Source organism: Lacisediminihabitans sp. FW035 (assembly GCF_054880895.1).
Genome location: NZ_CM142187.1, coordinates 3,512,848 through 3,536,700, shown reverse-complemented (window position 1 = coordinate 3,536,700; position 23,853 = coordinate 3,512,848). Strand labels below are relative to the sequence as shown.

At 66.5% G+C, this 23,853-nt stretch carries 21 protein-coding genes; 6 read left to right on the top strand and 15 right to left on the bottom strand.

Going from position 1 to position 23,853, the window contains the following annotated elements; translation table 11 throughout:
• Nucleotides 1–12 precede the first annotated feature (12 nt).
• Nucleotides 13–1,203 (top strand): glycosyltransferase family protein, encoded by a 1,191-nt coding sequence (locus tag ACVXZ4_RS16965; RefSeq protein ID WP_461795958.1) that lies wholly within the window; start codon nt 13–15, stop codon nt 1,201–1,203.
• Here the strand turns inward: ACVXZ4_RS16965 and ACVXZ4_RS16960 are convergent.
• The 4 genes from ACVXZ4_RS16960 to ACVXZ4_RS16945 form a co-directional block, all read right to left on the bottom strand.
• Nucleotides 1,200–2,051, bottom strand: coding sequence for a glycosyltransferase (locus ACVXZ4_RS16960; RefSeq protein WP_461795957.1), 852 nt, complete (start codon nt 2,049–2,051; stop codon nt 1,200–1,202). The two genes, ACVXZ4_RS16965 and ACVXZ4_RS16960, sit on opposite strands and share 4 nt — an antisense overlap.
• A 91-nt stretch (nt 2,052–2,142) precedes the next feature.
• Nucleotides 2,143–3,267 carry a right-handed parallel beta-helix repeat-containing protein gene (locus tag ACVXZ4_RS16955; RefSeq protein WP_461795956.1) on the bottom strand — a complete coding sequence of 375 codons (1,125 nt, stop codon included), beginning with the start codon at nt 3,265–3,267 and terminating at the stop codon, nt 2,143–2,145.
• Nucleotides 3,268–3,427: 160 nt separating this feature from the next.
• On the bottom strand, nt 3,428–4,792 hold the full coding sequence (locus tag ACVXZ4_RS16950; protein WP_461795955.1) for an O-antigen ligase family protein: 1,365 nt from the start codon (nt 4,790–4,792) through the stop codon (nt 3,428–3,430).
• A 1-nt stretch (nt 4,793) separates the two neighbouring features.
• Nucleotides 4,794–5,519, bottom strand: coding sequence for a hypothetical protein (locus tag ACVXZ4_RS16945; protein WP_461795954.1), 726 nt, complete (start codon nt 5,517–5,519; stop codon nt 4,794–4,796).
• Between the two features lie 118 nt (nt 5,520–5,637).
• Here ACVXZ4_RS16945 and ACVXZ4_RS16940 point away from each other — a divergent pair, with 118 nt between their 5' ends.
• Nucleotides 5,638–6,303 carry a hypothetical protein gene (locus ACVXZ4_RS16940; RefSeq protein WP_461795953.1) on the top strand — a complete coding sequence of 222 codons (666 nt, stop codon included), beginning with the start codon at nt 5,638–5,640 and terminating at the stop codon, nt 6,301–6,303.
• Nucleotides 6,304–6,334: 31 nt separating this feature from the next.
• Here ACVXZ4_RS16940 and asnB read toward each other — a convergent pair whose 3' ends face one another.
• Nucleotides 6,335–8,212, bottom strand: coding sequence for an asparagine synthase (glutamine-hydrolyzing) (gene asnB, locus ACVXZ4_RS16935; protein ID WP_461795952.1), 1,878 nt, complete (start codon nt 8,210–8,212; stop codon nt 6,335–6,337).
• 142 nt (nt 8,213–8,354) lie between these two features.
• Between asnB and ACVXZ4_RS16930 the strand changes: the two genes are divergently transcribed.
• Nucleotides 8,355–9,671, top strand: coding sequence for a glycosyltransferase family 4 protein (locus tag ACVXZ4_RS16930; RefSeq protein ID WP_461795951.1), 1,317 nt, complete (start codon nt 8,355–8,357; stop codon nt 9,669–9,671).
• Here ACVXZ4_RS16930 and ACVXZ4_RS16925 read toward each other — a convergent pair.
• The 8 genes from ACVXZ4_RS16925 to ACVXZ4_RS16890 all read right to left on the bottom strand — a co-directional run bounded on the left by ACVXZ4_RS16925 (nt 9,668) and on the right by ACVXZ4_RS16890 (nt 18,543).
• Complete coding sequence (locus ACVXZ4_RS16925; RefSeq protein WP_461795950.1) at nt 9,668–10,603, bottom strand: glycosyltransferase family 2 protein; 936 nt, start codon at nt 10,601–10,603, stop codon at nt 9,668–9,670. The genes ACVXZ4_RS16930 and ACVXZ4_RS16925 overlap by 4 nt on opposite strands.
• Complete coding sequence (locus ACVXZ4_RS16920) at nt 10,600–11,616, bottom strand: TolB-like translocation protein (RefSeq protein ID WP_461795949.1); 1,017 nt, start codon at nt 11,614–11,616, stop codon at nt 10,600–10,602. Before ACVXZ4_RS16920 ends, ACVXZ4_RS16925 begins: the two co-directional genes overlap by 4 nt.
• Nucleotides 11,613–12,875 (bottom strand): MFS transporter, encoded by a 1,263-nt coding sequence (locus ACVXZ4_RS16915; RefSeq protein ID WP_461795948.1) that lies wholly within the window; start codon nt 12,873–12,875, stop codon nt 11,613–11,615. The genes ACVXZ4_RS16920 and ACVXZ4_RS16915 overlap by 4 nt, the downstream gene beginning before the upstream one ends.
• A 21-nt stretch (nt 12,876–12,896) precedes the next feature.
• Complete coding sequence (locus ACVXZ4_RS16910) at nt 12,897–13,583, bottom strand: hypothetical protein (protein WP_461795947.1); 687 nt, start codon at nt 13,581–13,583, stop codon at nt 12,897–12,899.
• A complete protein-coding gene (locus tag ACVXZ4_RS16905; protein WP_461795946.1) occupies nt 13,580–14,278 on the bottom strand; it encodes an acyltransferase in 699 nt (232 codons plus the stop codon). The genes ACVXZ4_RS16910 and ACVXZ4_RS16905 overlap by 4 nt, the downstream gene beginning before the upstream one ends.
• Nucleotides 14,278–15,843 (bottom strand): sugar transferase, encoded by a 1,566-nt coding sequence (locus tag ACVXZ4_RS16900; protein ID WP_461795945.1) that lies wholly within the window; start codon nt 15,841–15,843, stop codon nt 14,278–14,280. Before ACVXZ4_RS16900 ends, ACVXZ4_RS16905 begins: the two co-directional genes overlap by 1 nt.
• Before the next feature lie 262 nt (nt 15,844–16,105).
• Nucleotides 16,106–17,725: an MFS transporter gene (locus ACVXZ4_RS16895; protein ID WP_461795944.1), complete on the bottom strand. Its 1,620-nt coding sequence runs from the start codon at nt 17,723–17,725 to the stop codon at nt 16,106–16,108.
• The gene (locus ACVXZ4_RS16890) at nt 17,722–18,543 is read right to left on the bottom strand and encodes a tryptophan-rich sensory protein (protein WP_461795943.1); all 822 of its coding nucleotides are present in this window, start codon (nt 18,541–18,543) and stop codon (nt 17,722–17,724) included. Before ACVXZ4_RS16890 ends, ACVXZ4_RS16895 begins: the two co-directional genes overlap by 4 nt.
• A 76-nt stretch (nt 18,544–18,619) precedes the next feature.
• On the opposite strand from ACVXZ4_RS16890, the gene ACVXZ4_RS16885 reads away from it, so the two are divergent.
• Complete coding sequence (locus ACVXZ4_RS16885; RefSeq protein ID WP_461795942.1) at nt 18,620–19,054, top strand: MarR family winged helix-turn-helix transcriptional regulator; 435 nt, start codon at nt 18,620–18,622, stop codon at nt 19,052–19,054.
• A 513-nt stretch (nt 19,055–19,567) separates the two neighbouring features.
• Here the strand turns inward: ACVXZ4_RS16885 and trxA are convergent.
• On the bottom strand, nt 19,568–19,954 hold the full coding sequence (gene trxA, locus ACVXZ4_RS16880; RefSeq protein ID WP_461795941.1) for a thioredoxin: 387 nt from the start codon (nt 19,952–19,954) through the stop codon (nt 19,568–19,570).
• A 194-nt stretch (nt 19,955–20,148) separates the two neighbouring features.
• On the opposite strand from trxA, the gene ACVXZ4_RS16875 reads away from it, so the two are divergent.
• Both ACVXZ4_RS16875 and ypfJ read left to right on the top strand, forming a co-directional pair.
• Entirely contained in the window at nt 20,149–22,224 is a 2,076-nt protein-coding gene (locus ACVXZ4_RS16875; RefSeq protein WP_461795940.1) for an acyl-CoA dehydrogenase family protein, read from the top strand.
• A 32-nt stretch (nt 22,225–22,256) separates the two neighbouring features.
• Nucleotides 22,257–23,141, top strand: a complete 885-nt coding sequence (gene ypfJ, locus ACVXZ4_RS16870; protein WP_461795939.1) for a KPN_02809 family neutral zinc metallopeptidase — start codon at nt 22,257–22,259, stop codon at nt 23,139–23,141.
• A gap of 3 nt (nt 23,142–23,144) precedes the next feature.
• Here the strand turns inward: ypfJ and ACVXZ4_RS16865 are convergent, their stop codons facing one another.
• Nucleotides 23,145–23,825: an SOS response-associated peptidase gene (locus ACVXZ4_RS16865; RefSeq protein ID WP_461795938.1), complete on the bottom strand. Its 681-nt coding sequence runs from the start codon at nt 23,823–23,825 to the stop codon at nt 23,145–23,147.
• Between the last annotated feature and the right edge of the window lie 28 nt (nt 23,826–23,853).

The following is a 23,853-nucleotide window of genomic DNA, read 5'->3' as shown; positions in this document are numbered from 1 at the left end:
TCGAGGATCAGTGTGTCCGAACTCCTCGGACGCGTCCGGCGCAATGGCCCCGCGGACGCCGGGCGTCGCATCGTTCGACGGCTGTACAACCGGCTCGATGTCGGCGCACTCGACTTTCCGCTGCTGGCTGAGGACGTCGCGGACTCGACCCGACTCGACCTCACCGCGAGTGATCTCCCGGCGGGAGACTCGCGGCCGGTCACCGTCGGATGGGTCTGCACTCCGCCCTCGCCCGGCTCCGGCGGGCACACCACCCTCTTCCGGATGGTGAAGAGCATGGAGGATCGCGGGCATCGCTGCGTGCTCTTCCTCTATGACCGACACGGTGGCGACCTTCAGCGTCACGCTGCCATCATCCGCCAGTACTGGCCAGAACTCACTGCCGATATCCGCGACGCCACCGAGGGGATCATGGGCGCCGACGCCTACGTTGCCAGCTCCTGGGAGAGCGCGCACGTGCTCGCTTCGAGGTCGTCCGGACCGGCGGCGAGGCTGTACTTCATCCAGGACTTCGAGCCGTTCTTCCATGCACGCGGCACCCTGTACGCCCTCGCGGAAGACAGCTATCGGTTCGGGTTCCGCAACATCGCCCTCGGCGAACTGGTCGCGAAGGAACTCGAGAACCGGGGGATCCCCCACGCTCTCGCGCCATTCGGGTGCGACACCTCGGTCTACTCCCTGAGCAATGTCGACGGACCGCGAGCGGGAGTCGTCTATTACACGAAACCGGGGTCCGACCGTCGGGGCTACCTGTTGGGGAGGCTCGCTCTCGAGGAATTCCATCGCAGGCATCCCGAGGAGCCCGTGCACCTCTACGGGGACGCATCGGACGACTGGACGATCCCGACGGTGCAGCACAATCGGCTTCATCCGAGCGAGCTGAACACGCTCTACAACGCCACGAAGGCAGGATTGGCGATCTCGTTCACCAACATCACCCTCGTCGCGGAGGAGATGCTCGCCGCCGGCAACATCCCGATCGTCACCGAGGCGCCGTACGCGAAGGACGTGCTCCCCAATCCGCATGTGCAGTGGTCCCTCGCGACGCCCGGCGCTCTCGCCGACGCCCTCGGGGCCGCGGTAGAGCACAGGCCGGCGGAAGCGGAGCTGAGCGCTGTCGCCGCATCCGTGCGCCAGGGGTGGGGGCCGACACAGGATGTAGTCGCCGCCGAAATCCTCGCGGCTGTTCGGGCGCGCTCCTAGCGCCGCGAACTGTCGTCGCGTTCCCAGCGCACGGTGCTGCCGCCCGCTCGCGCTCGTGCCCGGGCAAAGGTGATGAGCGCCACGTAGACGACCGCGGCAGGACCGAGCGACGGATGCCGGCGAAGGAGCCCCATGATGTCGTGCAGTTGCCCCCGTTGGGTGGTCGATATCGGACCGGCGCTCGACTGTCGGGACACGTCCGCTTGGGTGCGATAGGTGCGTACGAGGATCTTCAGCAGGTCGGAGGTCGACCGTGGCGTGTGAACCACGACCGGATCGGTAGGCACTATCGCGACCTCGCCGGCTGAGAAGAGATTGTCGATGAACAGGTCATCTGAGACTATTTCGGGGAAGATATCGAACCGGGCCCTTCCCTCGACCGAGAGCGCATACGTTCCCGCACCCCAGAGCACCTCGGAGATCGACGGCAGTTGCTCCCGAATCCGGTACCAATCCCGAACGGGCCGTCGTGCTGACGAGTAGTCGAACCGAAGGGGTGGGCGAGCGGCGAGTACGGACCCCGACTCGAGCGCGCTCAGCACGGCGATCGCCGCACGCTCGGACATCTCCACATCGGCATCCAGATAGATTCGGGGTCCGGGAACAGCCGCCAGGTCGCCGGCGCGCAACGCCCCGGTCTTCGAGGCGGTCTCGAGGTCGAGAACTGTCACCCCGTCGAATTGTGCCGCGATCTCCGAGGTGTCGTCGGTGCAGCCGTTGCAGACCACGATCACCTGGAACGGCGCCACCCGGCCCACGGGCAAGAGCGATTCGAGGCATCGCCCGATGACCGCCGCCTCGTTATGGGCCGCGATGACGATTGCACCGACAGGCCTCCGGACGATCATGGCATCACTGTACCAACGACCCGCAGACGAAAGGAGGGACGCATCGGCGCCGAGCGTCGCTGCGTCCCACCCGTGGTGTGTCCGGCGCGGGCTAGAGACCACCCGGCGTGCTGACGAGGGCGCCGCCCAGCATCACGTTGTTGCTCCATTGGTTACCGTTGCCGGCGTAGAAAGCCACAGCGGGTCCATATTTTCCACACGAGGAGTAGGCGGAATTACCGAATGTGTTGTCGAGGAACCTCACATTGCTCGGCTTGATTCCGGCGTCATATCCGGCGTAGATGCAGTAGCCTCCGCCGTTCATGAGGTTGCCCTGCACTAGGGAGTTCATCACGGCCTTCTGCTGGCCGTACAGCGCCACTGCGGCGGAGAAGTTGGGAGCGGTACCCGAGTCGAGCCGGTTCCCGGTGATCACGTAGTTCGTGCCACCCTGCGTGAAGATCGCCTCGTTGTGGCTGCCGCCGCTACCCGGATCTCCGCTGACGCTGAGATCGTGGACCCAGGAGTTCTTGATCGTCACGTTCCCGTCGACCATGTAGAAGCCCTTGCCCCACCCGTGCACGTTGCACCCGTCGCAGGTGAAGTTGCTCCACCCGACCGCGGCGTCGAAAGCGCCGGAGACTCCTGGCCCAGCGATCTCGACGCGCTGGATGAGCGTGCCCGTCGATTCGTTGTCGATCTGTCCGGTGACCCGAGAGTTCTTGATGGTCACATTCGGCGCCATGATCGAGACATCGCCCGTGATATCGAGACCGTCGATCACGGTTCCGGCGGTCCTGATAGTGAGGCTCCCGGATGCGGTCAACCGCGTTCCCGCGGGAACTCCAGTGGTGGCAGCGGTCGGCCAGACTCCCGGAATGAATACCGGCGTGGACGGCCCCGGAGCGACGGGCGGAGCGGACACCGGCGGAGCGGCCACCGGCGGGGTGGTGACCGGCGGTGTGGTGACCGGCGGCGCCGCGACCGGAGGTGTCACGACGACGGGCACCGGCTTGGCCTTCGCTGCTTTGATGCGAGCGGCCTGGCCGTGCCGGGTCTTGTGGGAACCCCAGGCGTGATGCGAACTCGTGGTGTGGGCGCTGGTGGTGCGGTTCTGGGACAGCCCGTGTGCCGACGCGATCGAGACTGCCGAAACCGCGATACATGCTGCGGCGCCTATTGCGATGAGCGCCTTTCCTTTCCAGCGCAGCCCGGAAAACTTTCCTTCTAATTTCACAGTGATTTCCTCCATGCGCCGGAGACACAGTTGGTCGCCGACGCGCCATGCCCTGTGGATTGTGCGGCACCCGAAGCCGCGTCCGAAAAAGGCAAGAATCTATTCACCATATGTGAGCCCCCGAAGGAAGCCGCAAGAATCTCGATCATCTAATAAACCTCTAATGTCGGTCCGCGATGAACAACGGCCGATCGGCCGAGTCCTTGACAACATCTTCGCGACGAGTGAGGCGCCAGTAAGCGCCGCACAATCCGACGAAGAAAAACAGCGTTCCCGCTGCCTGGGGGAATGAGAGCCCGTCGAAGAGAGCGAGCAGGATACCGCCGGAAACGACCGAGCCGACGAGAGCGAATCCGACGTGCTGGGTCAACGGATCGTCGGCGCCACGGGCGGCGATCCCCGCGCTCAGGGCAGCGGTCGTGATGAGAGCGACGAAGAGAATTGCGCCGAGAAGCCCGACCTCGATGAGTAGCAGGAAGTATTGGTTGTCGAGAATGCGATATTGCGGGAGGAACGTTCCGAAGCCTCGGCCGAAGAACGGGCTGCGCGTGAAGAACTCGATCACTATGCCGAGACTGTCGCTGCGGGATGCGGCGCTCGGGTCATTGCCCACGGAGACGAACAGATACCGAAGCGTCGTGATCGAGCGGGGCGATGCGACATAGGCGACTCCGACCATCGCGACGGCGGCGAGGGCGAAGCCCCATCGAATGGACCGCGACCAGGTGGGAATGAGCACGATCGATCCGGCGACGAGACCGATGATCGCCGAGCGCGATCCGGAAAGCAGCAGGGCGAGCACTATGAGCAGGGGAGGCGCCCAGCGCGCAAGCCAGGACCGATTCTTTTCTCTCAGCGCGAGCGTGATCGCCACCGGGAAGATAACCGCGAGGATGAGCCCGTACTCGAGCGGATGATTCGAGGTACCGGCCGGACGGAGGATCCCCCCGCGGGTCTCGAGAGTCGCGTAGCTGTCACCCACAGTGAGTCCGGGAGACGGAATCAAGTCGACGAGAGAGAGCTTTGTGACGAACTGGAGCAATCCGAGGCTCGCCACCAGCGCACCGGCCGTCACACAGCGTCGAATCAACACCAGGAAACGATGGATGTTGGGGATGCCGTCAGAGGCGACGAGGAGAATGCCGGCCCAGCCCGCGAGCCGAATCATCCCCGTATCCGCGGTGCTCACCTCATCACCGGGAAGGGCACGGGTCATCGCTGCGACATAGCTCACGAGGGCAGCGAAGAGGAAGAGGAAGAGTGCAATCCGCACCGGCCGGACGATGGGACGCGTCGGGGAAGTGCTTCGCTGCACCCGGTAGAGCGACCACAGCATGACCCCGGCGAGACCCCAGACCACGGCGACCGACCCCGCTGAACCCAGGGCGTGGATTGTGCGATTGGACGGGATCGCGTACAGCACGACGAGATAGATCGTCAGGAATGTGGTGGAATCCGCCTGGCTTGCACCACTGTCATAGGGCGCGCGGTCCGCGCGAGTCCCGGCGCGAGTGGCGGTCGACATCTCAGTCCCGTGCTCCGGTGGTCACCTTCGGAGACGAGTTCTGACCGGGCGATCGGGAAGCCCCTGGCTTGCGCCTCACCGCCGGTGCCGCTTCGACATCCGGGCTCTTCGGCCCCGTGCCGCCGTTCTGCCGTCTTGCGAGGATTCGACCGTCGACAAAGGCTGCGGTGAGAAGCGTCAGGATCAGCCCGAGCGCCCCGACGGCACCCACCACCTGGATTCGTGTCTTCAGGTCCGGGGTCGGTGCCTGGTCGACAGCGAACGCCGACACCGTGATCCGAGCTTTATCCGGCACGTCCAAGCCGCTCTGCAGGGAATCCATTGCCGGCTCTGCTGCATCCACCACCGCGTTCATCACCGCTCGAGCGGTTGCCGCCGTCGGCGCGCTCGCTTCGACGATGATGATCGGTCCGGTGGTGGAGGAGTCTCCGGACACGGTGAACTCTGTGTCCGGATACGACTTCTTGATCGGCAGGCTGATCTCGTCGGCATTCAGCTTTCGGGTGAGCACATCGAGGGCCTGGCCGAGCCCGCCGAGGTACAGATAGGGATTGCCCCCCGCACCGACAACCGTCGAAGGAGGAAGCAGCACCATGCTGGTGCGCGCGACATAGGATGCGGGGACGACGTAAGCAAGGCCGACGCACATTCCGGCAGTCACAAGAAGACCCACGAGCACGACGGGCCATCGCCTGAGAAGACTCGCCGCGAGGTCTCGCAGATACATAGCTTGCGTCCTTTTGCTGATATCAGTCTGTCTTCCAGCTTATCGGCCGAATTTCTGGATGCCTGCCCCCTTTACGGGGCCCTGAGTACTTCAAGGAGTCCGTGGGAGAATCCATTGCGTGACTCTGAATGGATTCCTGCGCTCCCTGGGACGCCGGTGGTATGTCCTCGCAGTGTTCGCCGCGCTCACGGCCCTCGGTGGCTTCCTCGCGGTCAAGGCGTCGGGAGTGTACTGGACTCGCGTCACCGTCGTTCTCCTCGCCCCGGCATCGCTCGACAACCAGAACACGCTCCGTTCGCCGACTGAGAGCCTCATCGACTTCGCTGCTGTGCTCGAGCGGCAGGTCAACGGCAATCATGCCCAGCCGCGGTTCTCCTTCTCCTCTGCAACGCTGTATGGCGCGGGCGTGCGTGACGGTTACAAGGTCAGTCTTCAGAACGACGGCGGGCAGTGGAGTGATTCGTTCACCCAGCCCGTGCTCGACGTCGAGGTGGTGAGCCCCACCAAGGGCGGGGCCGAAACCCGGCTTCGCGAGGTGATCGACCGCATTGACACTCTGGTTCAGAGTCGGCAAGTCGATGCGTCCGTGCCGAGCAATCAGATGATCACGACGTTGCAGTCGCCTTCGCCCGCATCGGTAAGCCACATTGGCGGCAGCCGCGTGCGTGCCCTCGGAGCGGTCGCCCTGGTCGGCGCGATCAGCGGTATCGCGGTCACGCTGCTGTTCGACCGGCGAATGCTCGCGCGCGCGGCGCGGAGATCGGCGAGCACCCCCGGCGGGTAGCGCTACTGCTCCGCAACGTGCCTGGGTCACGCTACGCGGGGATATCGCCCGATGCCACCCGGGAGCGCGACCCCGCCCCGAAGAATGTCTCATGCCAGATCTCGAGGCTCATCAGGGTCCAGATGCGGCTCTCCTCGTTGAACTGGCCGGACTCGTGCCTGGTCAGCAGCTCGCGCACTGCAGCGCGATCGAAGTTCTGCGCGACGAACGAATCGGCGCCGGTGAGGCGGTCCCACATCGAGTCCCTGAGGTCTGAACGGAACCAGGATTCGAGTGGAACCCGGAAGCCCACCTTGCGGCGATCGACGATCTCTGCCGGGATGTAGCGCCGCGCGACCTCCTTGAGCACCCACTTGGTCGTGCCTCCCCTCACCTTCACATTCGACGGCAGGCGGAAGGCGAGCTCGACGAGCCGGTGATCGAGCAGGGGCGGGCGGAGCTCGAGCGAGGCGGCCATCGACATCCGGTCCCCGCGTTCGAGCAGGTTGTCCGGAAGCCAGCTGTCGAGGTCGGAGAGGAGCATCTGCCGGATGACGTCGCCCTGCCGCTTGGTCGAGACGCCTCCCGTTCGGCGGGGGAGTGACCCGAGGAGCGACTCCCGCTCGCGCTTGGTGAAGGGCGCGAACCAGGTGCGGAACTGCTCCTCGCGATCGACGGCGCCCGTCGCGCGCACCGCTATTCGCGCGCGGGCGAGACGGCCGGACATCCGTGGTTCGAAGAAGTTCGCGGCCGAGGAGCGAAGCCAACCGGGGGCTGCGGATGCCGCGGCGACAGCGCGCGCCGCCCGGTACTTGGGGTACCCGGCGAACAGTTCGTCGCCACCCTCCCCGGAGAGGATCACCCGCACAGACTCCCGGGCGGCCTGGGCGAGCCGGAAGACGGCGATATCGGCCGGTTCGGAGATCGGGGCATCCCGGTGCCAGGTCATCGTGGGCCAGAGGGCCTCGAAATTGGAGGCGTCGACCATCACCTCGTGATGATCGGTGCCCACATGCTCGCTCACCTTCCGCGCCCACTGCAGCTCGTCGGTGCGAGGGTCGCCGAAGCCGGCGGCGAAGGTCTGGACCCGTCGGTCGGGGCGCAGGGAAGCGATCTTCGCGACGATGAGACTGCTGTCGACCCCGCCACTGAGGTAGGCGCCGATCGGCACATCCGCCACGAGCGCCGAATCGACGGCGGTGGTGATTGCAGAGTCCACCGCGTCGACCGCGGCGGCGGGGGTCCAGGTGCCGCTCGGGTCTTCCTCTGGCGGCTTCCAGTAGCGCGTGATCGTGATCGCGCCGTCGCGGGAGACCTCGGCACGATGGGCCGGCCGGAGCTTCGAGATGCCGGCGAAGAGGGTGTTCGGCGAGGGCACCGACCGGCCGGACAGGTAGGAGTCAAGACTCTGCAGATCGACGCTCGGGGTCGTCGGGATCGCGGCGAGGATCGCCTTGATCTCCGAGCCGAAGATCAGCCGCTCGGCGGACACCGTGTAGTTGAGCGGGAGGATTCCGAGCCGGTCCCGTACGAGATGAGTCGCGCCGGTCAGGGTGTCGTGGGCGGCGAAGGCGAACTGCCCGACGAGCCGGTCGACGAATTCGATGCCGTGCTGCACGATTCCGGCGAGGATCACTTCGGTGTCACCGTCGGTGTGGAACGGGTAGTCGAGGGTCGCACGCAATTCGCGGTAGTTGAAGATCTCGCCGTTGAAGCACAGCACCCAGCGTCCATCGACGCTCGTCATCGGCTGCACTGAGCCGGACAGGTCGATGATCGACAGCCTGGTGTGGGCGAAACCCACTGTTTCGCCCTGCCAGAACCCCGACGCATCCGGTCCACGATGGGCGAGACTCTCGCCCATGGCGACCAGTGCAGCACGGTCGATGGCGCGGCCATCGAACCGGTGGATGCCCGCGATTCCGCACATAAAATGAGCATATCCAGATAACATCGGAGCTGTCGACAGGCCGGTTTTGCCCACCGCTGCCGTCCCGGATTCTCGAGCACTGCGATCGGAGTACCCAGCAATGCGAGAAGGTTCGCGAGCCCGAAACCGTGTGCTTGTCATCGTGCAGAATCTGCCCGTTCCGCTGGATCGCCGAGTCTGGCTCGAGTGCCAGGCGCTGAAGGCCCAGGGCTACGAAGTCTCTGTCATCTGCCCCAAGGGGCCCGGCGATCCGGCCCGCCAGACTATCGACGGAATCTCTATTTACAAGTACCGACCGGCGCCGGAAGCTAAGGGCGTCCTCGGCTTCGCCGTCGAATTCGCGTACTCGTGGCTGCGCACGGCCGCCCTCGCGCAGCGCGTCTGGCGGGAACACGGCTTCGATGTGATCCAGGCCTGCAACCCGCCAGACACCTATTGGCTTCTCGCCCGGATCTGGCGCATCCGCGGTGTGCGTTTCATCTTCGACCAGCACGACCTCAATCCCGAGCTGTTCCTCTCCCGCTTCGGTGAGCCGAAGTCGGCCGGCGCGCGCCTGCAGTTCGGCTTCCTGCGCTGGCTCGAGCGCCAGACCTATCGCGCCGCGGATCACGTGATCTCGACCAACGGGTCGTATAAGGCCGTGGCGATCCGCCGGGGCAAGCGCCCCGCATCGTCGGTCACTGTCGTGCGAAGTGGACCGGACACCCGGGTGATGCGGCCCATCTACGCCGAACCGGCGGAAGGGATCGGCCCGGGCCCGATCCTCGTCTACCTGGGAATCATGGGCCCGCAAGACGGCGTAGACACGGTGCTCACCGTGATGGACGAGCTGGTGCACCGGCGCGGGCGCACGGACCTCCGCGCGGTGCTGATGGGCTTCGGGGACTGCCTCGAAGACCTCAAGGTGCAGTGCACGTCGCTCGGCCTCGACGAGTATGTCCACTTCACCGGTCGTGTGGGACTCGACGTGATCGCGACCTACCTGAGTGCGGCCGCGATCGGGCTCGGTCCCGACCAGAACACCCCTCTCAACAACGTCTCGACCATGAACAAGACCATGGAATATATGGCCTACGCGCTGCCGTCCGTCTCCTTCGACCTGGTCGAGACCAGGGTCTCGGGTGGCGACGCGGCGATCTACGTTCCCTCTGGAGACTTCGAGGGATTCGCGGACGCCATCGAAGGACTCCTCGATCATCCGGATGCCCGGGAGAAGCTCGGCCGCGCCGCTCGCGAGCGCGTCGAGACGGAGTTGGACTGGCAGGAACAGGCCAAGGCCTATGTGGGCGTCTTCGACGAGGTGTTGGGTCGCGGCGTTGACGAGGCCCGGCTGGCCAGCTGGCCCTTCACCGCAGAAGCCGGTGTGCTCTCGCCGGATCGCGAATACGTCGACCTCGACGATGACACCCGCTACTCCGCGTTCCTCCGCGACCGCGGTCGCCCGGCCGCAAGCAGCTAGCGCTCGGCTCGCGGGAGTTCGCGCCACGACCGCTGGTCGAGGAGTGTCTTCAGGATCTGCCGGTGAGCGGCGCTATAGCTTCGAATCAGCTCGTGCAGGATCACCGTTGCATGAAAGGCCGCGGCATAGCCCGCCGAGTGGTACTTGCGCACGTACCGCACCCGGTTGACGGCCATGAGGGTCTCGAGGCGCACCGACGCACCGGATCCGCCCTCGTCGTGCCGCATCCGTGCCGCCGGTTCGAACCAGATGGACGCACCGAGTTCGCGGGCTCGCCGGAGATAGTCGACCTCTTCGGAGTAGAGGAAGAACCGTTCGTCCCAGTCGCCGATGGCGTCGGCTATGTCCCGCCGTGTAAGCACGGCTGCTCCGGTCGACCACTCGACGGGATGGGCACTCTCGTAGCTCGCGGGCGAGAGCACCGTCTCGGAGAAGAGGGCCGGCCGGCCCGGGAGGTGTGCGCCGAACAGGGCGTCGCCGAGGGAGTTGACGATCGTCGGCTCACGGCGAAGGGAGAGGGAGGTCGCGCCATCCGCTCCGATGAGTCTTGGCACGACCACTCCGGCTCCGGATGCCACGAGCCTGTCGAGCATCGCCCTCAGGCAGCCGGGCTCGACCGAGAGATCCGGATTGAGCACGAGCACGGCATCCGCCGATCCCAGTCGGGCGGACGCAGCGTTCACACCGCCGGCGTAACCGAGATTGCCGCCGGTGGGGACCACGATCACGTTCGGCTCGGCAGAGAGCAGCGAGACCGTCTCGTCGGCCGAGTCATTGTCGGCGGCGATGAGGCGGACGCGCAGCTGCAACGCCTCGACCCGGAGGCTCTCGAGCAATCCGGCGACATGATCCGCATTGTTGTAGGTGACGACGACGATAGCGATCTCTGCGTGCTCGTCCGCGGCGACGAAGGATGCCCGTGGCCCGCTCATCCCCGCACCACCGACGGCGACCACGCATGCTGGATGAACCGGGTGCCCGCTGCGGATCCGTTGGAGGCGATGGACCAGACGTCGCTGTCGCCGGGGGAGTCGGTTCTCGGCATCCCGTAGAGCAGCGTCGAGTCGTCGAGCCAATCGACCTGGTCGTCGACGCTGCGTTTTTCGGGCAGCAGTTTCTCGACCCCGGTGGCCAGATCGAGCACGGCGATCGACCAGTAGGCCGTGGCCGACGTGGAGACGTTCTTCTTGTAGGCGATGCGGGTCCCGTCGGGGGAGATCGACGGGCACTCGGAGGTCTGTTTCACCGTGGTCAGCGTGCGGGCAGCGAGATCGCCCTTCACCAGCCAGGTATGTCCACCGGTGGCGGCAGTCGCATAGAAGACGTTGTCGTCCGAGGTGAAGGTGACTCCCCAGAAATTGCGGTCGGCCGCTGTGTTGCGCTGCCCGTCGATCATCAGGGCGAAGGCTTCCAGGTTGCCGTAGTCGACGCCATCTGTGCTGGAGATCTGGGTCGCGGTGGCGAAACCCACGGTGCCATAGGACTCACCGGTGACGAAGGAGGTGAACGCGACGAGTTTCGAGTCGGCGGAGATACGGGTGCGGCTCGGGATGCCCGGCAGGGCCCAGGCCTTCTTGGCCTGCCACTTCGCGTCGTAGAGCGTCGCGCTGAAGGTGGTGAGCACGCCACGGTCGATGCGCAGGCACATCGAGTATCGAGCGGTCGAGTAGACCCGGTCGCAGGCGACGGTGCCGATGACGCGGGTTCCGCCCGGGGCCGTAAGGGGCACGCTCGACTCGAGGCCGTAGCCCGCGCCGACGGCGGTGTTGCGGAAGACGATCCGGGAGGCGCCGTCGGTGGCTGGCGCGTTCGTCGTGTCGACCTCGCTCGGCGCGTTTTGGCGAGCCTGGTAACTCGAGAATGCGACGATCCCGTAGGCCGTCGCGCCACCGAGCAGCACGATCGTCAACACCGCAGCGATGACGAGCCTGAGCCGAGAGGTCATGCGGTCTTTGCCGCGGTGAGCAGGGGGCGGAGGATCACGACGACGGCCGGGATGGCGAGCGCGAGCAACGCCGCGACGATGAGCATCGCATCCACCCGCCCGATGGCGAACCAGAGGATTCCGAAACTGGTCGAGGCGATGAGCCGTGCCACCGCGACGACGGTCTGCGTCGCAGCGATGCCGCTCGCGGTGTTGTCGGGGGGAGAGAACTGGGCAGCGAGGGCGGCGAGCACCCCATCCGTCGCGGCGTAGAAGAAGCCGAGAAGCACCATGCAGAGGATAGTGATCGTCGCTCCGCCGATGGGCAGGGCGGTAAGGGCGTACGCGGCGAGGAGCGCCCCGTGGCCGATCACGAAGACCCGTACCCGGCCGAACCGGTCCGCGAGCCTGCCGAGGGGTACCGCGAACACGAAGAAGGCGACGTTGGTGCCGACATAGAGCAATGGGAACCACTGCGCGGCGAACGAGCCCCGTGCCTGAAGCACCAGGTAGATGAATCCGTCGCCGACGGTGAGGAGCCCGAGCACGCCGGCGGCGAGCATCAGCCGGCGAAGGCGCGGGTCGTTGAGGTTGCGCCAGCGGAACGGCCGGCGCGGTTCGGAGCTGGCGGCAGCGCGCTCGGACCGCGGCCGACGGTTGGGCACGAGGAGACCGAGGAGGATGACGCCGACTATCGCGAACGCGAGCGACACCACGAACACTGTGGTGTAGCCGGTCGGGATGAAGTAGAGGATGACGAAGGCGAGAAGCGGCCCCACCGCCGCCCCGATGGTGTCCAGCATGCGATGGACGCCGAATGACCGCCCGAGATTGGACGGATCCGACGAAGCGGTGATGAGCGCATCGCGCGGGGCGGTGCGCACCCCCTTGCCCAGCCGGTCGACGGTGACGACGGCGATGATCATGGCGAATCCGCCGGCGAACAACAGCCAGACCTTCGCAAGGGCGGAGATCCCGTACCCGAAGAACGCGATCCACTTGGGCTGGTCGGCGCGATCGGATGCCCAGCCGCCGCCGATTCGTACCACCGCGCTCACGCCCTGGTAGAGGCCGTCGATGAAGCCGTAGGCGATGGTCGAGAGGCCCATTGCGCTCGTGATGTACAGCGGCAGGATCGCCGCGACGGACTCGGACGAGACATCCGTCAACATGCTCACGATGCCGAGCGTGATCACCACAGAGGAGACGCGGCGCTTCACCTGCGCGTTGCCGTCCGATGGCTGCTCGGCGTCGCCGCGCTCATTGAGCGAGATGTACATGAAATCGACCTTAGAGGGCGACTAGGGGGTCGCGCGAAGGACGGCGTAAATCGAATAGTCCGCACCGGTCTTTGTCGGCGTGACCGTGAGTGTGACGGTGTCGTTGCCGTGCGCGAATGAGAAGGCGGTCGACCCGCCGACCGCGGGGACCTCAGTGCTGTACAGGCCGATCTTCGCGAAGGCTGACTGGTAGTAGTCGAGGAGGTCGGGGGCGGCGAGGGAGGTCTTGGCGACAAGGGTGGCCTGCACGTTGTTGCCGCTCGAGGCGACGGCGGAACTGCCGATCGTCGATCCGGCGGCGACCGGAATCGTGGCGGGGAACCCGGTCACAATCGCCCCGTTCTTCGACGCCGTCTTCGGGGCGGCGCCGCTCAGAAGCGGCGCGATCGCGGCGGAGGCCGGGTTGGCGAGGGAGTCGGAAGTTCCCCCCGCCTGCACCTCGGTCGACGTCCGTGTGGTGGTGCCCGGTGGTGTCGCCGAGGATTGCGCTCCCGGGGCTACGGTGGAGTCGGGGTTCGTCGGCCCGGTCGTCGAGACCGGCACCGGTTCGGTCGTCACCGACGGTGTGGGCGCGGCCACCGGGGCGAGGGCGGCGCCCGGCAGCACGGAGAAGCTGATCGCGGCAGCGAGCATCAGTGCAGCAGCGATGAGCCCGGCCACGATGGCGCGGCGGGGAGTGATCCAGCGGGGAGGAGTTGCCGGAGTCATACGAGTCGGAGGGTTCCGTCGCTCTCGCGATAGACCTCGGCGGTCTTCGGACAGACAAAAACACCGTCGCCGTCGTCTCGGAGCACGGCTCCGCTGCGGCCGACCCACCCGATGCGGCGGGCGGGAGTCCCAGCGACGAGGGCGAAGTCCACGACATCCTTGGTGACGACGGATCCGGCGGCCACCAGTGCCCAGCGCCCGATCGTGATCGGTGCGATGCAGACCGCGCGGGCGCCGACTGACGCACCGGTGCGCACGGTGACCCCGACGGCATCCCAGTCGTCATTCGTCTTGCGCGACCCGTCGACGTTGATCGCGCGGGGGAACAGGTCGTTCGTGAACACGACGCCGGGCCCGACGAAGACGCCGTCCTCGAGCAGAGCAGGTTCGTAGACCAGCGCGTAGTTCTGAACCTTGCAATTCTTGCCAACGATGACGCCTGGCCCGATGTAAGCGCCGCGGCCGATGATCGACCCGCCACCGACCCGTGCGTACTCCCGCACCTGCGCGAGATGCCAGACGAGGCTTCCGTCGCCGATGGTGGCGCGCGGGTCGATATCTGCAGTCTCGGCGATCTGGGCCGGGGCGAGGATCTCGGCAGCGACCTCGACCTGCCGTTCGACGTCGGATGTCGCTCCGGCAGCGAGATCGTCGGCGAGCGCCGAGGGGGACGCCGGTGCTGCCATGAATTTCATCAATACGCTCCCACCGGGTGGGTGAGCACCCTGAACGTGCGCCACAGGATGATGAGGTCCCCTGTGAGCGACCAGTTCTCCACATAGTAGAGGTCGAGCCTCACGCTCTCCTCCCAGCTGAGGTCGGATCGTCCGTTGACCTGCCACATGCCGGTGAGTCCTGGCTTGATGTACAGGCGACGGTGCACGTGGCGCTCGTAGCCCTGCACCTCGCTCTCGAGCGGGGGGCGCGGGCCGACGAGGCTCATGTGGCCGACGAAGACATTCCAGAACTGCGGGAGTTCGTCGAGCGAGAACTTGCGCAGTACCTGTCCGACCCGGGTGACGCGGGGGTCGTTCTTCATCTTGAACAGCAGTCCGGATCCCTCATTCTTCTCTTTGAGGGCGGCGAGGTCGGTCTCGGCGGTCTGAACCATCGACCGGAACTTGAGCATGCGGAAGGTCTGGCCGTTGCGACCGACCCGTTCCTGGCGGAACAACACCGGGCCAGAGCTGTCGCGACGGATGGCGACGGCGACGATCGCAAAGACCGGCGTGAGTACCAGCAGCGCGAGACCGGACAGCGCGACGTCGACGACGCGCTTGAGGAGGTGCTTGCCGCCCTCGAACTGCGGGAGTTCGACGTGCATGAGCGGGAGTCCCTCGACCGGGCGGAAGTGGATTCGCGGGCCGGCGACGTTGGTGAGGCTTGCGGCCACGACCAGCTCGGCGCCGGTTCCCTCGAGTTCCCAGCCGAGGTCGCGGATGTAGTTGCTCGACCCTCCCGGCTTTCCGGCGACGATCACGGCATCGGCGCCGATTGCGCGCACCGCGTCCGCGACATCCTCGAGACGGGAGATCACTGGGACGACGCTCTTGGCGAAGGTCGCGTTGAGGTGCTGGCCTTCCGGTATCGAGAGACCGACGATGCGGTACGCCGCTCCGGACTTCTTGTCGACCTGGCTCACCACGTACTTCACGTCATCCGCGTCACCGACGACGATCGCGCGGGACAGATAGTGGCCGGCGAGGCGCTTGTGGTTGAGCCAGCGGCGCCACAGCCAGCGATTGAGAAGCAGCGCCCCGAGACCGACCGGCAGGGCGACGATGAAGAAGCCGCGCGCGATCTGCACCTGGAAGACGAGGAAGAGGATGCCGAGGATGCCGAAGGTGAGCACACTCGCATTCACGACGCCCTTGTATTCGGCGAAGCCCATACCCAGTACGCGCACGTTGCGGGTGCGGTATCCGGCGAGCATGACGAGCCAGAGGATGCCGACCAGCGTCGCCACCGTCACGTACTGCACTGAAACTCCGACGACATCCACCTCCGCAGCGCTCAGCCCGAATCGGCCGAGCAGGCACGCGGCGGTCGCCAACACGACGATCGCCGTGTCGGTGGCGACGAGGTTGCGGCGAAAGTGCCGCCCCCAGGAGTTCGAGTTGTGCGGAGCCTCCGCGGCGACCGCGCGACTGCTCTCCGGCAGGGAGTGCGTGTCGACGGCGCTCGTGTGACGCACTCGGCCGCGAGGCGAGACCGAGTGCGTGCCGAGCGCGGGCATGCCGCTGCTGACCTCACTGGTCATGTGACACCCACCGGGCGATCACAGGGAATGAGAATATTTTTTTGGCTTGGAGGGGTCGCCAAGCGCACAATGTCGGGTACATCGGGCCAATCCTGCAGTTTCGGGTTACAGGTAATTAATCGGGTAATGGGTCGTGTGTCGCAGTTCGAGCGGCCAGGGTGGACCGGAAAATGAACGGCGGGCGGGATACGACCCGGCTTACAGCGTAGCGGGTATCCGGAGAATTATCATGCCCCGATTTCGGGGGGCATTCCGCGCGAAGCTATGCGGTGGAGCTCCCGGGGTGGGTCGTCGCCGCGAGTTGCTCCTCGCGATTGCGCGAGACTCCGCTGAGACGCAGGGTCGCGAGGAACCCGAGCACCAGGAAACCGGCGGCGGAGAACGCGGCGAAGCGCGTGGCGTCGCTGAACGCGATGCGGGCATCCTGCGCGATCGCGGCGCTCTGCTTCTCGAGGCCGGGGATCGCAGCCCCGGCACTGTCGACTACGGCATTCACGACCTGGGTGCGCTCGGCGGCCGGGAGGTCGGACAGGCGGGCGTCGAGGGCATTGCCTGCCGACGTGAAGAGGATCGTGCCGAGGATCGCGATGCCGAGGGCGGACCCGATCTGGCGGGCAGTGCTCGAGGTGCCGGAACCCTGACCGCTCGCCTCGACCGGAACATCCTTGAGCACGACGCCGGTCAGCTGAGCGGTGGCGAGACCGACACCGAAACCGTAGACGAAGAGGAACGGCACGATGACGAGCCAGGTCGCGCTCGCCGAGATCACGAAACCGAGGCCGGCGACACCGATGATCTCGGCGACGAGCCCGACCCTCACGATGGTGACGGGGGAGACCCGGTTGCCGAAGGCGCCCGCGAAACCGCTCGCGACGAACGAGCCGATCGCGAGCGCGAGCAGCACGAACCCGGTCTGGAGCGCGTCGTAGCCCAGCACGTTCTGGAGCCACAGAGGCAACGACAGGATGATGCCGAATTCGCCGAGGGAGACAATGAGTGCGGCGATGTTGCCGTTGCGGAAGGAGGGGATGGTGAACAGGCTGAAGGCGAGGAGCGTCGTCTTGCCCACCCGCTGGCGATGCAGGCCCCAGAGCACGAAGGCTGCACCGGCGAGGATAGTCATGGCGAAGGTGAGCGGGATGATCGAGAGGTTGAACGGCCAAGTCCAGTCGCCGATGGTGAGCGGCTTGTTCACCAGCCACCAGCCGTAGGTGCGACCCTCGATGAGCCCGAAGACCAGCGTCGCGCTTGTCGCGATGGAGAGGATCGCGCCGACGACGTCGATTCGTCGCACGTCGGTCGCTTTCGACTCGATCACGAAGAGCAGCGTGCCGACGATGATCAGGATGCCGAACGGGATGTTGATGCCGAACGCCCAGCGCCAGGAGAAGTAGGTGGTGAGCCAGCCCCCGAGCAGCGGACCGACCGCGACCATCCCGCCGATCGTCGATCCCCAGACGGCGAAAGCGATGCCGCGTTCCCGGCCCCGGAAGGTGGCATTGATGATCGAGAGCGTCGTGGGAAGCACCATCGCCCCGCCGATGCCCTGGATCACGCGCGAGCCGATGAGCAGGTCCCCGGTCTGGGCGAACGCGGCGAGGATGGAGGCGAGGGCGAAGATCGTCACGCCGATGATCAGCATCTTGCGCCGACCGTAGCGGTCGGCGAGCGTACCGAACACGAGTAGCAGGGCGGCGAAGACGAGCGTGTAGCTCTCCTGCACCCACTGCACCTGCGTGGAGGTGATGTCGAGATCCTTGATGATCGACGGGATCGCCACGTTCACGATCGTCGAGTCGACGATGATCAGGGCGACCGCGATGCTGATGAAGACGAGTCCGGCCCACCGCCGGCGCGAGGATCCCGCCACGGTGTCGCTCATGCCGCGGCCACCTTCCGGCCCGCTGTGCTCGTGCGCGCGATGCGACGGCTTCGGATTCGCAGGATGAGGGTCACGGCCACGACGGCGGTGACGGCCACGATCGCGGCGATGGCCGCCGGTGGCGAGACCAGGTCGCCGGTCAGTCGGGCGACCGCGACCCAGGCGAGACCCCAGGAGAGGGATACGGCGGGTGCGAGTCGACCCTGGCCACGGATGGCGACGAGCACTCCCACGAGCCCGGCGACGGCCACGATCACCACGGCCCAGGCATCCGCTCCCAGTCCGAATCCGCGGAACCCCGAGGCGACGAGAAGAGCGGTGATGTTGGCGGCGGTAGCGACGCAGACCCAGCCGAGATAGAGGCCGACGGTGCCGTCGGCGACGATCGTCTCCACGAGGTTCTTCGGGCGCGAGGCGAGCGTGATGCGGAAGGCGAGCACGAGCACCACCAGCAGGGCGGCGATGATGGGCACGCTCGCGGCGAGGAACCCGAACTGGATGCTGAGGATCCAGGCGGCATTGAGGATGAGCGACGCCGCGATCGGGTAACCGAGTCGTCTCTGGCGCTCATCGGAGCGCTGCGCCGGCAGTGACTGCCAGACGGCGTAAGCAAGGAGGCCGGCGTAGATGGGCGTCCAGATGGCGAAGGCCGGTCCTCCGGGCGCGATGGGGGTGGCATCCGCCGCGAGGGCTCCGCCGGCCGCATCCTGGATCGGGGTGCCGCCCGCGGCCCCGGACCCGATGAATGCGCCTACCACGGCGACGATTGCGCTGACCAGCACGACGGCCTGTCGCACGGTGTCCCGGGCCTCATTCACGATGCGCTCCCTATTTCATCAGCCAGCTTACTATTTCACGATAGCCTTAACCGGGAAATAGGGAAGTGGCGACGCGATGACGGATCCGGTCGGAATGCAGGGCTGGCCAACCGGCCGTCTGCTGTCGACAGCGGCGCGACTCGTCGAACACGCGTGGGGAGAGGCGCTCGAGCGACTCGGGCTCACCCATGCCGGGTTGATCGTGCTGCACTTGCTCGGCGCCGGAGCGCTCAGCCAGACCGAGCTCGCGAAGTCGGCGCGCGTCGAGGTGCAGACGATGTCCCGCACACTCGAGCGACTCGAACGTGAGGGCTATATCGCGCGCCAGAAGCACCCCGACGACGGCCGACGCCATGTCGTCACGCGGACTCCGGCGGGGGAAGCCGCCTGGAGTGCTGCCCGTACGCTCGAAGCGGACCTGTTTCCGAGCATCGCCGACAACGAGGGGATGCGCGCCGCCTTGCTCGAGATCATCCACTCGACTGCGGCGGATCGCTGGGACGCCGAGTGACCCCGCCCGGTTCTCGGCCCGCCCCCTCTGTCCCCGTGTGAAATGCAGGACTGGGTGTGACGCGTGGGGCTGGTGCGCCTCATCCGCGACATCTGTCACGACGGATCCTGCATTTCGTGCAGGCATGCAGGCGTGCAGGCGTGCAGGCGTGCAGGCGTGCAGATCCGGACGCGATGAGCGGCGGAGCGGCGGAGCGGCGGATCGGCGTGTGCTGCGGATGCCGCCCCCCTCCCCGTGTGAAATGCAGGACTGGGTGTGACGCGTGGGGCTGGTGCGCCTCATCCGCGACATCTGTCACGACGGATCCTGCATTTCGTGCAGGCGTGCAGGCGTGCAGGCGTGCAGGCGTGCAGCCGTGCAGGCGTGCAGCCGTGCAGGCGTGCAGCCGTGCAGCCGTGCAGCCGTGCAGGCGTGCAGGCGTGCAACCGTGCAGCCGTGCAGGCACGAGTGCAGCCGTGCGCGTCCGGACGCGATGAGCGGCGGATCGGCGCGTGCTGCGTGATCGGAGCGCTGCTACTCCGCCGGGCCGTTCTTGGCGGCGGCGTCCTGCTCGGCGAGCTTGCGGTGCACCTCGTCCATGTCGAGGCCCTTCACGGCCTCGATGACCTGGTCGAGTGCCGGAGCGGGAAGAGCCCCGGGCTGGGAGAAAACCAGGATGCCGTCGCGGAATGCCATCAGCGTGGGGATCGACGTGATCCCCGCCGCGCTGGCCAGGGCCTGTTCGGCCTCGGTGTCGACTTTGCCGAAGGTGATGTCGGGGTTCTTCTCGCTCGCGGCCTCATAGATCGGCCCGAACATCTTGCAGGGGCCGCACCAGTCGGCCCAGAAGTCGACGAGGGTGATCCCGGACGAGGAGACTGTTTCTTCGAAAGCATCGGTTGTCAGAGTGAGAGTAGGCATGGTGGGTGCAACGGCCTAGTAGGTGTCCGCATTCCCGCACCGCTCTCGACTGTGGATTGCTACAACGGAACCGGCGGAGTCGCGGCGCCTTTGGTGCGGGCCGCACCACCCCTTTTGTGCTCGGCGACGACGCTCGTAACGTCGAAGGCAGACCTCACGAAAAGCCGCAATTGCCCAGGAAAAGACGATCCTCCATGACCAACCTCGCTGACCGCGTCACCGCCGAGTCACTGCCCGCCGCCGATTCGACCGGCACACCTGCCGGGGGGATCGACGTCGCCTGGCTCGGCGACTACCTCCTCGGCACCTGGGCGGATGCCCGCCGCGAATCCCGCCGGCTCATGAAAGACAGCGCATTCCACCGTGACGACAGCCTCGGCCTCGACGCCCAGCGCACCCGCGTCCTCAGCCAGCTCAGACTCCTCGTCGACTCCGGATCCGTCCTCAAGGCATTCCCCTCCTCCCTCGGCGGCCAGGACGACCACGGAGCGAACATCGCCTCGTTCGAGGAGATCGTCACGGCCGACCCGTCCCTCCAGATCAAGTCCGGCGTGCAATGGGGCCTCTTCGGGGCGGCCGTGCTCCACCTCGGCACGCGCCGGCACCACGAGAAGTTCCTGCCGGGCATCATGAGCCTCGAGGTGCCCGGTGCCTTCGCGATGACCGAGACCGGTCATGGTTCGGATGTCGCGGCCATCGGCACGACAGCCACCTACGACGAAGACACCCAGGAGTTCGTGATCGACACCCCGTTCCGCGCCGCCTGGAAGGACTACCTGGGCAACGCCGCCCTTCACGGCACCGCCGCTGTCGTCTTCGCCCAGCTCGTGACGAAGGGTGTCAACCACGGGGTGCACGCCTTCTATGTGCCGATCCGAGACGCGCACGGCTTCCTGCCCGGAGTCGGGGGCGAGGACGACGGCCTCAAGGGTGGCCTCAACGGCATCGACAACGGTCGGCTGCATTTCCACGACGTGCGGGTACCGCGAGAGAACCTGCTCAATCGCTATGGCGACGTGGCCGCCGACGGCAGCTACAGCTCCGACATCCAGAGCCCCGGTCGGCGCTTCTTCACCATGATCGGCACCCTCGTGCAGGGGCGCGTCTCGCTCGACGGAGCATCCGTCGTCGCCTCGAAGCTCGCGCTCTTCATCGCCATCACCTACGGGTCGCAGCGCCGCCAGTTCACCGCTGCAGACCCCACGAAAGAAGAGGTGATCCTCGACTACCAGCGCCACCAGCGCCGTCTGCTGCCGAAGCTCGCCACGACTTTCGCGATGTCGTTCGCGCACGAGAAGCTGCTCACCGCGTTCGACGGGGTCTTCTCCGGAGCGCGGGCGAGCGACGCCGACCGCGAAGACCTCGAGACCCTGGCCGCGGCCCTCAAGCCGCTCAGCACCTGGAGCGCCCTCGAGATACTCCAGGAGGCGCGTGAGGCGTGTGGGGGTGCCGGATTCCTCGCCGAGAACCGTCTCACCCAGCTGCGTGCAGACCTCGACATCTACGTGACCTTCGAGGGGGACAACAATGTGCTCCTCCAGCTCGTCGCCAAGCGACTGCTCACCGACTACTCGCGCAAGTTCAAGAATGCGGATGCCGGAGCGATGGCCGGGTACGTCGCCGGGCAGGTGAGCGATGCGGCCGTGAACCGCTCCGGACTGCGCAAACTCGCCCAAACGGTGGCGGACTTCGGATCGACGGCCCGATCGGTCGGGTTCGTTCGCGACGCCGCATCCCAGCGCCAGCTCCTCACCGACCGGGTCGAGACGATGGTCGCCGCGCTCGCCGGGCGACTTCGGGCGGCGCAGAAGGCGACCCCGATCGAGGCGGCCGCCCTCTTCAACGCCAACCAGAACGAGCTGATCGAGGCCGCTGCCGCCCACGCCGAACTGCTGCAATGGGAGGCCTTCACGGAGGGATTGGACGGCATCACCGACCCGAAGACCGCCGAGGTACTCACCTGGTTGCGTGATCTCTTCGGTCTCGGACTGATCGAGAAGAACCTCGCCTGGTACCTCATCAACGGCCGTCTCTCGACGCAGCGCGCCGTAGCGATCACCGACTACATCGACGATCGGCTGTTGCCGCGCCTGCGCCCGCACGCGCTCGACCTCGTCAACGCCTTCGGCTTCGAGCCGGAGCACGTGAGGGCGGCGATCGCGTCCGGCGCAGAGCGCGAACGGCAGGATGAGGCCGCGGCCTATTTCCGCGGTCGCCGTGAGGCGGGGCTCGAACCGGTGGCAGAGAAATCACTCAAGAGCAAGCGGTAGTCCCGGGCGCTCGCCGCCGGTAGCGTTCGAGCATGACGTTCAACGACAACGCCGACATCTCCGCCGGCAAGGCATCGCGGCGGGGCCGCACCGGACTGATCGTGGGTGGCGGCGGTGGCGGCCTCGTGATCGTCATCGTGCTCTTCATCGTCTCGCAGGTCACGGGCGTCGATGTGACCGGGTTGGCCGGCGGTGGCGGATCGCCCTCGGGAGGATCGAGCGCCGACAGCCTCGACCAGTGCACGACGGGCGCCCAGGCGAATGCCGACATCGACTGCCGCATGAAGGCCGCCGCGGCCTCGCTCGAGGGCTACTGGTCGAAAGAGTATCCAGCGCTCGGCGGCACCTACTCGTCTCCCCAACCCATCGCATTGTTCAGCGGATCGGCGAACACCGGATGCGGCGGTGCCTCGAGCGCGACCGGCCCGTTCTATTGCCCCGCCGACGAGACCCTCTACATCGACACCGCCTTCTTCGCCGACTTGCGTGACCGCTTCGGTTCGAGCGGCGGACCTCTCGCGCAGCTCTATGTCGTCGCTCACGAGTGGGGCCACCACATCCAGAAGCTCGACGGGGTGCTCGACCGGCCGCACAGCGATACGGGTCCCGGCTCCACGAGCATCCGTACCGAACTCCAGGCGGACTGCTATGCCGGCGCCTGGGTCGGCGCCGCCTCGACGGTCCCCGACGAGAATGGCGTGCCGTTCCTCAAGCCGCCGACGGCAGCCGAGATAGCGGATGCCCTGAGCGCGGCCTCCGCAGTGGGTGACGACCGCATCCAGGCGGACTCCGGCAAGGTCAACCCGGAATCCTGGACCCATGGGTCGAGCGAGCAGCGCCAGCGCTGGTTCACCACCGGTCGCACCTCGGGCGCTGAGGCCTGCGACACCTTCGCGCCGAACACCGCCCGGTTGTGACCGTCAGGACCGGGCAACCGGTTCGTCATCGGTGACCGCCGCGAGCTCGACGATCTCGAGCGACTCCGCGACCGGGATCGCGGCGGAGACCGCGGCATCCACGAGGTCCTGGGTTCCCTCGACACGCGGATCGAGCCACACATCCCAGAAGTCGCGCGGAAGCGGCACCGGGTTGCGGTCGTGGATGTGATCCAGGGTGTGCACGGAGTCCGCGGTGAGGATCGTGGTGGTGAGGGTCCAGACCCCCGGATCGTCGTCGGTGAGGGAGTGGTCCTTCCACCAGGAGTAGATGCCGGCGAACGCCATCGACTCGCCGGCAGGCGCCCGCAGATAGAAGGGTGTCTTCTCCTTCGTGACCGGGTCGGTCTGCCATTCGTAATAGCCGGAGGCGGGAATCAGCGCGCGCTTCGAACGGATCGCCGCCTTGAACGATGCCTTCTCGGTGATGCCTTCGCTTCGGGCGTTGAAGGTAGGCACCTTCATCTTGAGGGTCTTCGACCATCCCGGAGTCAGCGACCAGCGCGCCAGTTCCAGTCGGCGAGTCGGTTCGGGGGAGTCCTTCATCGACTCGATCACGACCGCGACCGGGTCGGTGGGACGGATGTTCCAACCCGGCCGCCAGTCTCGGAAATCGCCGCCGACGGCCACGAACTCCTCGATCAGGTCGTCCGTGCTCTTGTCCATCGCGAAACGTCCGCACATGCCTTCCATT

What these genes read in the sequence shown, in the direction of transcription:
- ACVXZ4_RS16905 (WP_461795946.1), bottom strand. Translation starts at nt 14,278, where the DNA reads ATGAAATTCATGGCAGCACCGGCGTCCCCCTCGGCGCTCGCCGACGAT.
- ypfJ (WP_461795939.1), top strand. Translation starts at nt 22,257, where the DNA reads ATGACGTTCAACGACAACGCCGACATCTCCGCCGGCAAGGCATCGCGG.
- trxA (WP_461795941.1), bottom strand. Translation starts at nt 19,954, where the DNA reads ATGCCTACTCTCACTCTGACAACCGATGCTTTCGAAGAAACAGTCTCC.
- ACVXZ4_RS16960 (WP_461795957.1), bottom strand. Translation starts at nt 2,051, where the DNA reads ATGATCGTCCGGAGGCCTGTCGGTGCAATCGTCATCGCGGCCCATAAC.
- ACVXZ4_RS16920 (WP_461795949.1), bottom strand. Translation starts at nt 11,616, where the DNA reads ATGACCTCTCGGCTCAGGCTCGTCATCGCTGCGGTGTTGACGATCGTG.
- ACVXZ4_RS16950 (WP_461795955.1), bottom strand. Translation starts at nt 4,792, where the DNA reads ATGTCGACCGCCACTCGCGCCGGGACTCGCGCGGACCGCGCGCCCTAT.
- ACVXZ4_RS16900 (WP_461795945.1), bottom strand. Translation starts at nt 15,843, where the DNA reads ATGACCAGTGAGGTCAGCAGCGGCATGCCCGCGCTCGGCACGCACTCG.
- asnB (WP_461795952.1), bottom strand. Translation starts at nt 8,212, where the DNA reads ATGTGCGGAATCGCGGGCATCCACCGGTTCGATGGCCGCGCCATCGAC.
- ACVXZ4_RS16865 (WP_461795938.1), bottom strand. Translation starts at nt 23,825, where the DNA reads ATGGACAAGAGCACGGACGACCTGATCGAGGAGTTCGTGGCCGTCGGC.
- ACVXZ4_RS16925 (WP_461795950.1), bottom strand. Translation starts at nt 10,603, where the DNA reads ATGAGCGGGCCACGGGCATCCTTCGTCGCCGCGGACGAGCACGCAGAG.
- ACVXZ4_RS16875 (WP_461795940.1), top strand. Translation starts at nt 20,149, where the DNA reads ATGACCAACCTCGCTGACCGCGTCACCGCCGAGTCACTGCCCGCCGCC.
- ACVXZ4_RS16885 (WP_461795942.1), top strand. Translation starts at nt 18,620, where the DNA reads ATGACGGATCCGGTCGGAATGCAGGGCTGGCCAACCGGCCGTCTGCTG.
- ACVXZ4_RS16910 (WP_461795947.1), bottom strand. Translation starts at nt 13,583, where the DNA reads ATGACTCCGGCAACTCCTCCCCGCTGGATCACTCCCCGCCGCGCCATC.
- ACVXZ4_RS16945 (WP_461795954.1), bottom strand. Translation starts at nt 5,519, where the DNA reads ATGTATCTGCGAGACCTCGCGGCGAGTCTTCTCAGGCGATGGCCCGTC.
- ACVXZ4_RS16915 (WP_461795948.1), bottom strand. Translation starts at nt 12,875, where the DNA reads ATGTACATCTCGCTCAATGAGCGCGGCGACGCCGAGCAGCCATCGGAC.
- ACVXZ4_RS16895 (WP_461795944.1), bottom strand. Translation starts at nt 17,725, where the DNA reads ATGAGCGACACCGTGGCGGGATCCTCGCGCCGGCGGTGGGCCGGACTC.